The following is a 14,794-nucleotide window of genomic DNA, read 5'->3' on the forward strand; positions in this document are numbered from 1 at the left end:
GGGGGGGGCGCGCCCCGCCCCCCCCCCCCCCCCCCCCCCGGGGGGGGGGGGGGGCCCCCCCCCCCCCGGGGGGGGGGGGGGCCCCGTGCCACAGGCTCGGAGTTTGCGGAGGCCCCCCTCACCCGTCTCGCCGCTGCGCGGCGATCCACCCTCTCCCGCGAGGGGAGAGGGGAAGGACGACGCGAGCCCCTCCCGCCTCACAGCCGCCAGCCGGAATGCAGCGCCACGATGCCGCCGGACATCATCCGCACGTCGACGCGGCGGAACCCGGCCGCTTCGATCATCCGGGCGAACGCCTGGGGTTTCGGGAACTTGCGGATCGACTCCACCAGGTATCGATACGCCTCGGCGTCGCCCGCCACCATGCTGCCGATGCGCGGGATGACGTTGAACGAGTAGAGGTCGTACAGCCGGTCGAGGCCGGGAATGTCGACGGTCGAGAACTCCAGGCACAGGAAGCGGCTGCCCGGCCTGAGCACCCGGTACGCCTGTTCCAGGGCCAGCTCGATGCGCGGCACGTTGCGGATACCGAAGGCGATCGTATAGGCGTCGAAGCTCCGGTCCGGGAACGGCAGGGTCTCGGCATTGCCCTCGACGAAGTCGACCACGTCGTCGACGCCGCGCTCGTAGGCGCGCTCGCGGCCGACCTCCAGCATGTCCGTGTTGATGTCGCAGACGGTCGCGCGGGTGCCGGCGCCGCCGGCCGCGACGGTGCGGAACGAGATGTCGCCGGTGCCGCCGGCGACGTCGAGCAGGTGGAACGGCCGGTCGCTCTTGGGCGGGTTGACGGCGGTGACCAGCACGTCCTTCCAGGCGCGGTGCAGGCCGCCCGACATCAGGTCGTTCATCAGGTCGTAGCGGCGCGCCACGGTGTGGAACACGTCGTCCACCAGGGCCTGCTTCTCGGCCAGCGGAACGGTGCGGAATCCGAAATGGGTTTCTGGCGAAGTGCTGTTTTGCGAATGATCGGTCGGCATGGGATGTCGGTTGCGGCTCTGCCTCTGTGCGGGCCGGACCATAGCGCGCGCCGCCCGGGGGCGCTATCTCCTATGCCATGGCCGTCCGTCCCCCGTCTGTTCCCCCCGTGCCCGAGCCACCCCATGCCTGAGCTGCCCGAGGTCGAGACTGTCCGGCGCGGCCTCGCGCCGGCCATGGAGGGGGCCCGGTTCGTCGCCGTCGAGGTTCGCCGGCCGGATCTCCGCCGGCCGTTCCCCAACGATTTTCGCGGGCGGCTGGAAGGCGCCACCGTCATGGCGCTGCGCCGGCGGGCCAAGTACCTGCTCGCCGACCTCTCCACCGGGGAGGTGCTCCTGATGCATCTCGGCATGTCCGGATCGTTCCGGGTAGAGCTCGGACCCGGGGCGAGCCTGACGCCCGGCGCCTACTATCACGCGCGCTCCGAGACGAGGGCGCACGACCACGTGGTGTTCGCCATGTCGTCGGGCGCGAGGCTCATCTTCAACGATCCGCGCCGCTTCGGCCTGATGCTGCTGGTGCCGGCGGCAGAGCTTCACGAGCATCCGCTGATGCGCGAGGTCGGCCCGGAGCCGCTCGACCCCGGCTTCGACGCCGCCCGCCTCGCGCTGGCGTTGGCCGGCAAGGCGGCCCCCCTCAAGGCGGCGCTGCTCGACCAGACCGTGGTGGCCGGGCTCGGCAACATCTACGTGTGCGAGGCGCTGCACCTCTCGCACCTCTCGCCGCGCCGGAAGGCCGGGACCCTCGTCGCGCGCGGCGGGGTGCCGACGCCGCGTCTGGTGGCCCTCGTCGAGGCGGTCAAGGCGGTGCTGGCCGACGCCATCGCGGCCGGCGGCTCGTCGCTGCGCGACCACCGCCAGACCGACGGTACCCTCGGCCTGTTCCAGCACCGGTTCCGGGTCTACGACCGCGAGGGGGAACCGTGCGCCACGCCCGGCTGCGCCGGAACGATCCGCCGCATCGTCCAGTCGGGACGCTCGACCTTCTTCTGTCCGGTGTGCCAGAAGTAGCCGTCCTCGCCTGCCAGGGGAGGGCGATGCGCAATCCGGTGATTCCGAGCGGCGCGCAGCGCCGAACCCGGAATCCAGCCCGGCACGCCGAGTTCCGTCACTGGATTCCGGGGTCGCGCCTTCCGCGCGCCCCCGGGATGACGGATCACGCAAGAAGCCCCTCCAGGGGTGGGTGAAAGTTGCGAGGTTCCGTGAATTCCTCCCCTTCCGCGATCGGCCGCAGGCTCTTCGACTACGGCCCGGGCCTCACCGGTGCCGTCGCCTTCGCAGGCGCCGACGTGCTCACCAAGGTGGCGCTCGGTACCGGTACCGACGTCGTCACCATGGCGACGGCGCGCTCGCTGCTCGGCATCGGCCTCACCGCGCTGTGGATCGCCGTCGGGCCGACGCCGATCCCGCTGACCACCGACGAGCGCCGCACCGCCTACGGCATGGGCGTCCTCTACGCCGGCATCATCTTCTTCATCTTCAAGGCCATCGAGCTGCTGACCGTGCCGATGGCGATCCTGGTCTACTTCACCTATCCGATGATCACCGGCATGGTCGGCGCCGCGATGGGCATCGAGAAGCTGAGCTGGCGCGGGCTTCTGGCCGCCGCCGCGGCGTTCGGCGGCCTCGCCTTGATGATCGGCGCCTCGCCGTCCGAGCTCTCGGTGCCGGGTCTCCTGTGCATCGTGGTGGCGATCGTCTGCCGGGTCGCCGTGCTGGTGATCAGCCGCATGCGCCTGATGAAGGCCGATGCGCGGCTCTCCACCTGGTACTCCAACATCGCCACCGCCACGCTGTTCGGCGTCGGCTCGCTCGTCACGCTGCACTTCGTGCCGCCCGTGGTGCCGATCGGCTGGCTGTGGATTCTCCTGCTCGGGGTGACGACGACCACGGGAGTCGCCGTGCTGTTCATCTCGACGACGCGCATCGGCCCGTTCCGCACCGCGCTCACCATGAACCTCGAGCCGCTGCTGGCCACGCTTTTGAGCGCGCTCTTCCTGGGCGAGGTCTTCGCCCCCGTGCAGGCCCTCGGCGCCGCCGTGATGATAGCGGCACTGTTCGCGTTCCAGCTGCGGCGGTAGGGGGACGGCGCCGCCGCCCTTCCCCTCTCCCCTCGCGGGAGAGGGTGCCCTCGCGCAGCGAGGACGGGTGAGGGGGCCATCCGCGAATTCCGAGCGAGTGGCGCGCCCCCTCACCCGGCCGAGCTTCGCTCGTCCACCCTCTCCCGCGAGGGGAGAGGCTCGCGCTGCGGCCCGGGACCTCGGTCGTGCCTATCCCCACCGCACCCCGTGGCGCTGCAGCACCTTGCGCACCGCGGCGACGAGGTCGGGCTGCGGCACCAGGGCCTGGGCTTCGGCCTGGCGCTGCAGATAGTCCTCGCGGTCCTTGTCGAGCTTCGCCAGCTCGGCGCCGAGCAGAAGATCTTTTACGATCACGTGCGGGCCGGCCGCATGGTCCTTCTCGTCCGAGCCCTGGATCACCACGCACGGACTCTTCCGCCGATCCGCGTATTTGAGCTGGTTGCCCATGTTCTTCGGATTGCCGAGATAGAGCTCGGACCTGATCCCGGCGGCGCGCAGCGTCGCGACCATTTTCTGGTAGTCGGCGAGGCGGGTCCTGTCGAAGACGGTCACGACGACCGGCCCGGGCGCCGGTGTCGTGTCGATTTTGCCGATGAGCTGCAGCGCCGCCTGGAGGCGCGAGACGCCGATGGAGAAGCCGGTCGCCGGCACCGGCTCGCCGCGGAACCGCGACACCAGTCCGTCGTAGCGCCCGCCGCCGCCCACCGAGCCGAATCTGACGGGCCGCCCCTTCTCGTCCTTGGTGTCGAGCAGCAGCTCCACCTCGAACACGGGGCCGGTGTAGTATTCCAGACCGCGGACGACGGTGCGATCGATCGCGATCCGGCCGTCGCCGTATCCCGCCGCCTTGATCAGGGCCTCGATGGCCGCAAGTTCGTCGAGGCCGGCCTTGGCCGTAGCGTTCTCCTCCAGGCGCGGATCGCTTTCGCCCGGGACGATCGAGTTCACGACGGCCTCGATGGCGTTCGCGTCGAGCCCCGCACCTTTCGTGAAATCCCCGCTCTCGTCCTTGCGGCCTTCCCCAAGCAATTGGCGCACGCCCTCCACTCCGAGCCGGTCCAGCTTGTCGATCGCCCGTAGTACCGTCAGCCGCCGGCCGGCATTCTCGTCGCCGCCCAGCCCGATCGCCTCCAGCACGCCGTCCAGCACTTTTCGGTTGTTCACCTTCACCACGTAGGAGCCGCGTGGAATCCCCAGCGCCTCCATCGTGTCCGCCGCCATCATGCAGATCTCGGCGTCGGCGGCCGGCGAGGCGGAGCCCACCGTGTCGGCGTCGAACTGCATGAACTGGCGGAAGCGGCCGGGGCCGGGCTTTTCGTTCCTGAACACCCAGCCGAACCGGTAGGACCGGTAGGGCAGGGCGATGTTCTGAAAGTTCTCGGCGACGTGGCGGGCGAGCGGCGCGGTGAGGTCGTAGCGCAGGCTCAGCCACTGGTCGTCGTCGTCCTGGAACGAGAACACGCCCTCGTTCGGCCGGTCCTGATCGGGCAAAAACTTGCCCAGCGCGTCGGTGTACTCGATCGCCGGGGTCTCGACCGGCTCGAAGCCGTACAGCTCGTACACGGCCCGGATTTTCTCGATCATCGCCTGGGTGGTGGCGATCTCGCCCGGGCCGCGGTCCGCGAGGCCGCGCGGCAGCCGCGCCTTGAGCTTGCTCTTCTTGTCGGTGGCCATGTCCAAACCTTCCCGCGATCGATCGCGCCGGCGGCGAGGCGATGCGCCGCCCCGATCCGTCATACGCGGGCTCGACCCGCGTATCCATCTTCGAAAAGACGCTTCTTTTCAGGGTGATGGATGGCCGGGTCAAGCCCGGCCATGACGCCGTCGGGTGGTGGACCCGGGGCCGCACCCGCGAGGTCGGGCCGGCCGTCGATAGCCCACCGGGCCTCCCCCGGCAAGCCGTTCCGCTTGCGGAAAAATCCGGCTAGGGTCCGCCGCCTCTGAAGGAGTGTCCCATGCCGGTCGTCGAGAAAGTCGCCGCCGGGGTCCCCAACGACCTCGAGCCCTACTGGATGCCGTTCACGGCCAACCGGGCCTTCAAGCAGTCGCCGCGGCTGGTCGTGCGGGCCAAGGACATGCGGGTGACGACCGTCGACGGCCGCACCCTGATCGACGCCATCGCGGGGATGTGGTGCTGCAATGCCGGCCACAACCGCGATCCCATCGTCGCGGCCATCCAGCGGCAGGCGGCCGAGCTCGACTACGTCACGGCGTTCCAGCACGGCCATCCCGGGGCCTTCGAGCTGGCGGGACGCATCGCCGCGCTGGCGCCGGCCGACCTCGACCACGTCTTCTTCTGCAACTCCGGGTCCGAGGCGGTCGACACGGCCCTCAAGATCGCGCTGGCCTGGCACAATGTCCGCGGGCAGGGGGCGAGGACCCGGCTGATCGGCCGCGAGCGCGGCTATCACGGGGTCGGCTTCGGCGGCATCTCGGTCGGCGGCATCGTGCCGAACCGCAAGATGTTCGGCACGCTCTTGGCCGGCGTCGATCATCTGCCGACGACCTACGACAGGGAGCAGCAGGCCTTCACCAAGGGCGAGCCGGAGTGGGGCGCGCATCTGGCGGATGAGTTGGAACGCCTCGTCGGCCTGCACGACGCCTCCACCATCGCGGCCGTGATCGTCGAGCCGATGGCGGGCTCCACCGGCGTGCTGCCGGCGCCCAAGGGCTACCTGAAGCGCCTGCGCGAGATCTGCGACCGGCACGGCCTGCTGCTGATCTTCGACGAGGTGATCACCGGCTTCGGCCGCCTCGGGCCGTGCTTCGCGGCGGAGCGCTACGGCGTCGTGCCCGACATGATCACGTTCGCGAAAGGCGTCACGAGCGGCACGGTGCCGATGGGCGGCGTGATCGTCCGCAACGGCATCTACGACGCCTTTATGCGCGGGCCCGAGCATGTCGTCGAGCTGTTCCACGGCTACACCTATTCGGCGCACCCGCTCGCCTGCGCGGCCGGCCTCGCGACCCTCGACCTCTACCGCGACGAGGGCCTGTTCGAGCGCGGCGCCGCGCTGGAAGGGACGTTCGCCGACGCCGTGATGAGCCTGAAGGGCCTGCCGAACGTCGTTGACATCCGCACCGTCGGCCTCGCGGCCGGCATCGACCTCGCGCCCCATCCGGACGGGCCGGGCCGTCGCGGCTACGCCGCCATGGACGAGGGCTTCTTCCGGCAGGACGCCATCGTGCGCGTCTCCGGCGACACCATCGCGCTGTCGCCGTCCCTGATCGTGACCGAGGACGAGATCGGCGAGATCGTCGACAAGACGGCGCGGATCATTCGGGTGGTGGGATGAGGAAGGCCCGTGACCAGATCGAAGACGGCGTTCGGGGCACGTGACCCTCTCCCTGAGGGAGAGGGTCGGGCGCGAGCACAGCTCGCGACCGGGGTGAGGGTTTACGGACCTGATGGAGGCCTCGGCACCCCCTCACCCGGATCTCGCACTCTCGCGCGAGATCCGACCTCTCCCCGCTGGGGAGAGGTGAAGACGGGCGCCGCGACCAGGAGTTCCCCATGAGCAAGCGCAGCGGCCTCGCGGGGCTCGTCGACTTCGCGCGGCGCGAGCCGTTCGACGTGCTGATCGTCGTGCTGGTGCTGCACGTCTTCGTGTGGACGCTGCTGCCGGCCTTCCTCAACGCCAACCTGCAGCTCGATCTCGCCGAGGATCTGGCGCTCGGCAAGGAGTGGCAGCTCGTCTACTGGAAGCATCCGCCGCTGCCGTGGTGGATCGCGGCGGGCCTTTATCAGCTCACCGGCGACGTGCGGATGATCTATCTGCTCGGCCCGCTCGCCTCGGCGGTGGCGATGTGGGCGGTGTGGCGGCTCGGCAAGGACATCGTCGGCGGCTTTCCGGCCCTGCTCGCCGTGCTGGTGCTGGAAGGCCTGCACTTCTTCAACTTCTCGGTCATCAAGTTCGCGCACGACCAGTGCCAGCTCCCGTTCTGGGCGTTGACCGCGCTGTTCTTCCATCGCGCCCTCACCCGGGAAAGGATCATCGACTGGGCGCTCGCCGGCATCTTCCTGGCACTGTCCTTCTGGTCGAAATACGCCGCCTTCGCGCTCGCCGCGACGCTCGGGCTGTTCCTGCTGGTCGATCGCGACGCGCGAAAGGCGTGGGCGACGCCGGGGCCGTACGTGATGGCGCTGGCCTTCGCGTTGGTCATCGCGCCGAACGCCTGGGCTCTGGTACAGAGCGATTTCCTGCCCTTCCGCTATGTCGACGCGCGCGCGAAAGCGGCCACCCACTGGTGGCAGTTCGCCTGGTTCCCGGTGCAGTGGACGCTCGGTCAGATCGGCTTCCTGCTGCCGACCCTGGGCCTGCTCGCACTGCTCTGGCCGCTGCGCCGCGCCGGCGGTGCGCAGAGGCCCCTGACCGTCGGGAACGTCGACCCCAACGTGATCAGCCCCGGCGCCTTCGACCGGCGCTGTCTCGCCTGGATGGCGCTCGGGCCGTTCGCGGTCACGACGCTGGTCGCGGTGCTGCTCGGCCGGCTGCCGGTCGCCATGTGGGGCTATCCACTGTGGTCGATCCTGCCGCTCGCCATCGTCGCGTGGCGCGGCGCGCCGTTCGAGGACGTGCGGCTGATCCGCTTCGCGCTAGGCTTCGTCGCCGTCTTCGTGATCATGCCGCTCGTCTATGTGGTGGTCGAGGAGGTCGAGCCGATGGTGCGCGACCGGCCCAAGGCGACCCAGTTCCCCGGCCGGCGCCTCGCCGAGATCGTCACCCGCGACTTCTTCGAGAAGACCGGCCAGCCGCTCGCCTACGTCACCGGCACCGAGTTCGCCGCCAACAATGTCGCGGTCTACGGGCCGACCCGGCCGCACGTCATCGTCCACGGCGACCCGAAGCTCAGCCCGTGGATCGACATGGCCGACGTGAAGAAGCGCGGCCTGCTGATCGTCTGGGAGCCGCAGGGCGAGGCGCTGGTGGACGAGTGGATGAAGACCTTCCCGGGCGCTACGGTGCGGGGCCGCCTGATGCTGCCGCGTCAGGCGCACGGCAAGGTCGCCCCGGTCCGGCTGCAATACGCCATCGTGCCGCCGGAGGGCGCGCCGCTGATCATTCTGCCGCCCGGCGCCGGGCGGCCCGGCACGGTGCAGCCGCCCGGCACGGTGCAGCCGCCGAAGTGAGGCGGACGCGCCGTCACGTCATTCGGCTGGTCAGTCCGTCGCCGGCCCGGGGCGCGGCCGCGCCGCCCGGCTTTGCTGCCGGCGGCGTGGCCCGCACCCGGCGCGCCACGCGCGAGGCCGGCCACTCGTGCCGGCGGGGTACCGCCGATTCCGGGGCGTCCCGGCTCACCACGCCCCGGCTCACCACGCCTGGGTGCGCGGCATCACGAACAGCTCGGCCATGTCGACATTGGGCGGCGCCGAGACGGCGAACAGGATCGCATCGGCGATATCCGCGGCCTTCAGGAACTCCATCTCCTGCTTCAGGCTCTCCATCTGCCCGCGGTATCCGGGGTCGGAGATGCGCTCGTACAACTCCGTCTCGACCGCACCCGGCTGGATGCAGGTCACGCGGATTCCGTGAGCGGCACCGAGCTCCATCCGGAGCCCCTCGGACAACGCCGCGACGGCGTGCTTTGTCGCGCAGTAGACGGCGAGCCCCTTGAAGACCTTGCGGCCTGCGATCGAGGAGACGTTGACGAGATGGCCGGTGGACCGCGCCATCATCTGCGGCAGCACCGCCGCGGTGACGTGGAGCACGCCCTTCAGGTTGACGTCGACCATCTCGTGCCACTCGTCGGTCTTCAAGGCCGCCACGTCGGACGCCGGCATCAGCCCGGCGTTGTTGACGACGATGTCGATCGGCCCGAACGTCCGGGTGAGACTGTCGACGCCGGCCTTCACCGAATCCTTCGCCGAGACGTCGAGGCCGATCGCCGTCGCCTCGCCGCCGGCCGCCCGAATCTCCTGCGCGATCGCGGCGAGCTTGTCGCGCCGGCGGGCGGCGAGCCCCACCCGGGCGCCGGCGGCGGCGAGCGCTTTCGCGGTCGCTGCGCCGATGCCGCTCGACGCGCCGGTGACGAGTGCCACGTGGCCTTCGATGCTTCGCTGCATGGTCGTGTTCCTGTCCTCTGGAGATCGCGACCCCGGCCGGCCGCGGATCGCGTCCGGGCCGGCGTCGCCTGTCCCCGATGTGGAGCGGAATGGCCGCGCGCGCTCTCGGGTCCTTGCGCGACCTGTCGCGGTCTTGCGCGAACCCGGACCGTCCGTTCAGCGGCGGTATTGTGTCGGGGGCACGCCGACCTCGCGCCTGAACACCTGCGCGAAACGGCTCGGGCTCGAATAGCCGACCGCCATGCCGATCTCGATCACGCTGTGATCGGTCTCGCGCAGCAGCCGCCGGGCCTCGGTCATCCGCAGGCGGATGAAGTGCTGCGACGGCGAGGTGCCGGTCGCCCGCCTGAACAGCCTGCTGAAGTGGAACGGACTGAGTCCAGCCTCGCGGGCGAGGCGTGCGAGGCTGAAGGGCTCCGCCAGTCCGGCATCCATTGCGGCGACGACCCGATGCAGCTTGAAGGCCGGAAGGGCGCTGGAGGTGCGGCCGCGCGGCGCATCCGCCGCCCGGTAGCGGCGCACGAGATGCACGGCGAGGCTCTGTCCGATCCCCTGCATGAAGACGCGGCTCGGGGGCGAAGCGTCGGTCAGCTCGGTGCGCAGCCGCTCCAGGAGAGCCGACAGGACCGGATCGTGCTCGCCGGAGACGTCGCGAAGCAGCGGCGGGGCGTGTCGCGGGCCGAGCAGTTCCGTCGCGGCGCGATGGAGGAGCGACAGGCCCAGATAGAGATGCAGGACCTCGAACGGCTCGGAGCCGGTCGTCCGCCAGCGCAGCTCGTAGGGGGTCTGCGACATGGTCAGGAAGAAGTCGCCGGTGCCGACCGTGGTCGCCGTCCAGGGGCCGCCCGGATCGCGCTCCTCCACCACGGCCCGGCCGGACAGGATCCAGACGATCAGCGGCTCCGGAACCGCAGGGACCAGCACGCTCTCCTCGACGCGCGGCCGCGCGAAGACCTGCACCAGGACGTCGTTCCAAGCCCGGGCGCGCGGTCCGGCGATCAGCCGGCCGCGGATGAGGCGTTCGTGGCTCTCGGGCGAGGTTCGCGCGGACATGGTCGCGAGAACAGTAGCACGCCGGATGCGCAGTCGAAGCCACGGCGCCGGCCGGTGCGGCCGAACCGGCTCCGGCATGGCCTCGACCACGCGTCGGTCGGGCCTGGCGAAGGAATTCCACCCCCGGTTCCGTACCGACTTGTCCGCACCGGCCGGTCCCCTATCTTCCGCCGGCCTGCCGTCGCGTTCCGTGAACCGGGTCCGTCATGCTCCGTCGCCTCGTCCTGCTGCTGATCGTCGCCGCCGCGGCCGCCGCCGCGTGGTGGGTGCTCTACGGCCGCGGGGCCGCCGTGACCGTGATCGCCGCCAGCCGCGGCACCGCGGCGGAGATCGTCTACGCCACCGGGGCGGTCGAGCCGGTGCGCTGGTCGAAGGTGACGAGCCTGATCCGCGGGCGGATCATCGACATCTGCCGATGCGAGGGGCGCAGCGTGCAGAAGGGCGAGGTGCTGGTGCGGCTCGACGATCGCGAGGTCCGCGCCCAGCTCGACGAGCTGAAGGCGCGCGAGGACTTCCTCAAGCGCGAGATGCAGCGGGTCACCGAGCTGGTCGGCCGCGGCATCGCCACCACCCAGGCGCACGAGCGCGCCTCCTCGGACCTGCGGCAGATCCAGGCGCTGATCGCCGTGCAGTCGGAGCGGCTCGCCAATTACGCCATCGCCGCCCCGATGGACGGCTTGGTGCTGCGCCGCGACGGCGAGATCGGCGAGATCGCCGAGGCCGGCACGGTGCTGTTCCGGGTCGGCGTGCCGAAGCCGCTGTGGGTGGTCGCCGAGGTCAACGAGGAGGACATTCCGCGCGTCGAGGAAGGCCAGACCGTGCTGTTCCGCACCGATGCCTTTCCGGGCCGGCGGCTGGAGGGCAAGGTGGTCGAGATCACCCCGATGGGCGATCCGGTCGCCAAGACGTACCGGATCCGCGTCGGCCTGCCGGACGACACGCCACTGATCCCCGGCATGAGCGTCGAGGCCAATGTGGTGGTACGGGAGCACTTCGGCGCCCTGCTGGTGCCGGCCGACGCCGTCCAGGACGGCGCCGTCTTCGTGCTCGACGGCGACCGGGTGCGCCGCCGGCCGATCGGGATCGGGATCCGCGGCACCCGCGGCATCGAGATCCTGTCCGGTCTCGACGAGGGCGCCATGGTGGTGTCGCCGCTGCCGGCCGAGTCGCTGGCCGACGGCGCCCGGGTGCGGGCGACGCCGCGGCCGCCGCGGCCGTCGCGCGACCCGCCGGCGCCGCGCGCGACCGCGCCGTCCGCCGCCGCCCGTCCGCCGTCGGAGGCGGCGCGATGAACCTCGTCCTCGACGTCGCGCTCACCCATGTGCGGGCGCGGGCCCGACAGACGCTCGTCGCGGTCGCCGGGGTCGCCACCGGGGTCGGCTTCTCGATCATGATGGCGGCGCTGCTGCAGGGCTCGCAGGAGGACTTCATCCGCCAGCTCGTCAACGCCATGCCGCATGTCGCGGTCTCGGACGAGCGGCGCGCCCCGCCGCCGCAGCCCGCCGAGGAGGTCTACGACGCCGCCCGCATCCACGGCCTCAAGCCCGAGGCGCGCCGGCGCGGCATCAAGAATCCGCTCGCCACCATGGCCTCGATCGAGGCCTGGGTTCCGGGCGCGGTCGCCCCCTCGGTCAAGGTGCAGGGCATCCTGCGCTACGCCTCGCGCGACGTCGCCACCTCGATCGTCGGCATCGATCCCAACCGCGAGCCGCTGGTCTCCGAGCTGCCGAAGCAGATCCGCCAGGGCTCGCTCGGCGCCCTCTACACGGCGACCAACGCGCTGATCCTCGGCGACCGGCTGGCCGAGAAGATCGGTGCCCGCCTCGGCTCCAAGCTCACGGTGCAGACCTCGGACGGCATCCGCCTCACCGCCCAGGTGGTCGGGCTGTTCCGCTCCGGCGTGCGCCAGGTCGACGACACGACGGCCTATGCGCTGGTGAAGACCGGGCAGATTCTCGCCGGCCAGACCGGGCTGGTGAACGAGCTCCGGCTGCGGCTCGACGACGCCCTCGCGGCGCCCGCCGCGGCGGCCCGCATCGAGCGGGAGACCGGCTACAAGTCGGTCGCCTGGCAGGAGGCGAGCGAGGATCTGCTCAACGCCTTCGTGGTGCGCAACGTCATCATGTACACGGTGGTCGGCGCGATCCTCCTGGTGGCGAGCTTCGGAACCTACAACATCATCTCCACCATCACGCACGAGAAGGCGCGCGACATCGCGATCATGAAGTCGCTCGGCCTGCCGGAGCGCACGGTGCGGCGCATCTTCGTGCTGGAGGCCGGCGTGATCGGCGTCGTCGGTGCGCTGTTCGGCTTCGTGCTCGGCTATGCGCTGTGCGTGGCGGTCGGATCGATCGAGATCACCAACCCGTTCACCGACGTCACCCATATCCCGATCTCGTGGTCGCCGCGCCATTACGCGATGGCGGCGGCGGTGGCGGTGGTCTCGTCGCTGGTCGCCGGCCTGCTGCCGGCCCGCCGCGCCGCCCGCGTCCACCCGGTCGAGATCATCCGGGGGGCGACATGACGGTCATGGCCGAAGGCCCCCCGCGCGAGACGGCGGCGGCGGGCGGGCCGCCGCTGCTCGAGGCGCGTGGCGTCACCCGGGTGCTGCCCGGCATCGTGCCGACCACGCTGGTGCACGACGTCGACCTGATCATCGGTGCCAACGAGCTGGTCGCCATCACGGGGCCGTCCGGATCGGGGAAGTCGTCGCTCCTCTACCTGCTCGGCCTGCTCGACCTGCCGACCGCCGGCGAGGTGCTGATCCGCGGCCAGGCGACCGCGGCGATGAGCGAGGAGGAGCGGGCCCACACCCGGCTCGCGACGCTCGGTTTCGTCTTCCAGTTCCACTTCCTGCTGCCGGAGTTCTCGGTTCTCGCCAATGTGACGCTGCCGATGCGGGCGCTCGGCGCCCTGCCGCCGAAGGCGATGCGCGATCGCGCCATGGAGCTGCTCGGGGCCCTCGGGCTCGCCGACCACGCCGGCAAGCGACCCGACCAGCTCTCCGGCGGCCAGCGCCAGCGGGTCGCCGTCGCCCGCGCGCTCGCCAACGACCCGCCGCTGGTGCTCGCCGACGAGCCGACCGGCTCGCTCGACTCGCAGGCGAGCGAGCAGGTGTTCGAGATTCTGCGCGACCTGGTGCGCGCGCGCGGCAAGACCGTGATCGCCGTCACCCACGACCTCGAGATCGCCCGCCGCATGGACCGCCGCATCGCCCTGATGGACGGCGCCGTGGTGGGCGATACGATCCGGGAGACGAGCTGATCGAGATCACGCCGCCTCGCGACCCGAGGCACAGCACTCGCCACACGCCTCGGCGTGTCGCTGCGTCCCTGCGGCGTTGCGTTGCGCTGCGCTGGATTACGGTGAGTGCGCCGGGAGACCGGCATGGAGTAGGTGGTGGCAGTCCACTGCGATGAAGGCGTAGCGAGCCACATCGGCCCCGAGCCGTGCGCCGTCGTCCGCGAGGGCTGCGGCGAAGCGTCGGCAGGGGAGCGCATGGGCCAGCCATTGAGCCGCGAAGGAATTCAACCCCGGACGCCGACGTTGTTCACTGGACGGAAGGCGAGACGGACGGCGCACGTGATCGCGAGTGCCCGGACGGTGCGGCGTGGTCGAAGACCCTGGCATGTGCGGACGCTCCATAGGCGGGAACCGGGAGATCTCATCTGCGACCGGCGGCGTGAGCATGCCGGTCCGCGTCGGGAAGGCGAGGAGCCGTGGCCGACGATGCACGCAGGTGAGAAGTCGGATGCGGCCGTAGCAGCCGAGAAGCCGGCGAACGAGGCGGAGCGATCCGCTGCGGAGCCGGTGGAGCGAAGGGCCGCGGCCGAGGGGAATGCGGGCCAGCAAAGCACGCGCCGGACGCAGTGCCGGGGAAGCGTGACCCAGGCGCTGGACCGCATACGGACAGCAGCAAGGGAAAGGAAGAAGGAGAGGTTCACGGCGCTCCTCCACCATATCGACGTCGATCACCTCGAAGCGGCCTTCCTCGACCTCGAGGAGCACGCGGCGGTGGGTGTGGACGGCGTGACATGGCGGGACTACGAGCAGAACCTGCAGGGCAACCTGAAGGACCTGCACGTCAGGGTCCGGCGAGGAGCGTATCGGCCGCAGCCGTCACGGCGGGTGTACATCCCCAAGCCGGACGGTCGGCAGCGGCCGCTCGCGGTCGCCGCGCTGGAGGACAAGATCGTCCAGCGCGCGACCGCGGCGGTGCTGAACGCGATCTACGAGGAGGACTTCCTCGGGTTCTCGTACGGCTTCCGACCAGGGCGCAGTGCGCATGATGCGATGGATGCGCTGGTGGTCGGAATCACGCGCCGAAGGGTGAACTTCATCTTGGACGCCGACATCCGGTCGTTATGGTCCGGCGAAGCAAGGTCGTCCATGATTCGGAATCCCTGTTCAGGAACCGGAGCTCGCCCGGGAAGTCGCTCCGCCGTGGAAAGGCCGGGGCGGGATCAGCGGGCGGCCCGTGAGGTGGCGCGCGCCGCCGCATCGATCACGTCGGCCACGGCGCGCGGTTGCGTCAGGAACGGCACGTGGCTCGCCTCGACTTCGGTGATCTCGGCGCCGATGCGCTCGGCCTGCCGCCGCAGCAGGCGCGGGTCGATCGCGCG

Annotated in this window: 11 protein-coding genes and 1 pseudogene; 8 read left to right on the plus strand and 4 right to left on the minus strand. The window is 70.8% G+C overall.

Annotation, left to right across the window (positions count from 1 at the left end):
• Positions 1 to 197 precede the first annotated feature (197 nt).
• A complete protein-coding gene (gene ubiE, locus J2S22_RS22610) occupies positions 198 to 977 on the minus strand; it encodes a bifunctional demethylmenaquinone methyltransferase/2-methoxy-6-polyprenyl-1,4-benzoquinol methylase UbiE (RefSeq protein ID WP_272779635.1) in 780 nt (259 codons plus the stop codon).
• A gap of 123 nt (positions 978 to 1,100) precedes the next feature.
• Between ubiE and mutM the strand changes: the two genes are divergently transcribed.
• Entirely contained in the window at positions 1,101 to 1,985 is an 885-nt protein-coding gene (mutM, locus tag J2S22_RS22615; RefSeq protein WP_272779636.1) for a bifunctional DNA-formamidopyrimidine glycosylase/DNA-(apurinic or apyrimidinic site) lyase, read from the plus strand.
• 191 nt (positions 1,986 to 2,176) lie between these two features.
• Positions 2,177 to 3,055: a DMT family transporter gene (locus tag J2S22_RS22620; protein WP_272779637.1), complete on the plus strand. Its 879-nt coding sequence runs from the start codon at positions 2,177 to 2,179 to the stop codon at positions 3,053 to 3,055.
• Positions 3,056 to 3,244: 189 nt separating this feature from the next.
• Here the strand turns inward: J2S22_RS22620 and hisS are convergent, their stop codons facing one another.
• Positions 3,245 to 4,729, minus strand: coding sequence for a histidine--tRNA ligase (hisS, locus tag J2S22_RS22625; protein ID WP_272779638.1), 1,485 nt, complete (start codon positions 4,727 to 4,729; stop codon positions 3,245 to 3,247).
• 281 nt (positions 4,730 to 5,010) lie between these two features.
• On the opposite strand from hisS, the gene aptA reads away from it, so the two are divergent.
• Complete coding sequence (gene aptA / locus J2S22_RS22630) at positions 5,011 to 6,351, plus strand: omega-aminotransferase AptA (RefSeq protein ID WP_272779639.1); 1,341 nt, start codon at positions 5,011 to 5,013, stop codon at positions 6,349 to 6,351.
• 218 nt (positions 6,352 to 6,569) lie between these two features.
• On the plus strand, positions 6,570 to 8,186 hold the full coding sequence (locus tag J2S22_RS22635; RefSeq protein WP_272779640.1) for a glycosyltransferase family 39 protein: 1,617 nt from the start codon (positions 6,570 to 6,572) through the stop codon (positions 8,184 to 8,186).
• Between the two features lie 180 nt (positions 8,187 to 8,366).
• On the opposite strand, the gene J2S22_RS22640 is transcribed toward J2S22_RS22635, so the two are convergent.
• Both J2S22_RS22640 and J2S22_RS22645 read right to left on the minus strand, forming a co-directional pair.
• Positions 8,367 to 9,119: an SDR family oxidoreductase gene (locus tag J2S22_RS22640; protein ID WP_272779641.1), complete on the minus strand. Its 753-nt coding sequence runs from the start codon at positions 9,117 to 9,119 to the stop codon at positions 8,367 to 8,369.
• Between the two features lie 156 nt (positions 9,120 to 9,275).
• On the minus strand, positions 9,276 to 10,172 hold the full coding sequence (locus tag J2S22_RS22645) for an AraC family transcriptional regulator (protein ID WP_272779642.1): 897 nt from the start codon (positions 10,170 to 10,172) through the stop codon (positions 9,276 to 9,278).
• A gap of 206 nt (positions 10,173 to 10,378) precedes the next feature.
• Here J2S22_RS22645 and J2S22_RS22650 point away from each other — a divergent pair, with 206 nt between their 5' ends.
• From J2S22_RS22650 to J2S22_RS22665, 4 genes and pseudogenes are all read left to right on the plus strand, one after another.
• A complete protein-coding gene (locus tag J2S22_RS22650; protein WP_272779643.1) occupies positions 10,379 to 11,464 on the plus strand; it encodes an efflux RND transporter periplasmic adaptor subunit in 1,086 nt (361 codons plus the stop codon).
• Entirely contained in the window at positions 11,461 to 12,696 is a 1,236-nt protein-coding gene (locus tag J2S22_RS22655) for an ABC transporter permease (RefSeq protein WP_272779644.1), read from the plus strand. The genes J2S22_RS22650 and J2S22_RS22655 overlap by 4 nt, the downstream gene beginning before the upstream one ends.
• 5 nt (positions 12,697 to 12,701) lie before the next feature.
• The gene (locus J2S22_RS22660; RefSeq protein WP_272779645.1) at positions 12,702 to 13,436 is read left to right on the plus strand and encodes an ABC transporter ATP-binding protein; all 735 of its coding nucleotides are present in this window, start codon (positions 12,702 to 12,704) and stop codon (positions 13,434 to 13,436) included.
• Positions 13,437 to 13,901: 465 nt separating this feature from the next.
• A pseudogene (locus J2S22_RS22665) lies at positions 13,902 to 14,794 on the plus strand (hypothetical protein); the annotation flags it as partial.

The sequence above is a fragment of the Rhodoplanes tepidamans genome, assembly GCF_030813915.1.
Lineage (GTDB): Bacteria > Pseudomonadota > Alphaproteobacteria > Rhizobiales > Xanthobacteraceae > Rhodoplanes > Rhodoplanes tepidamans.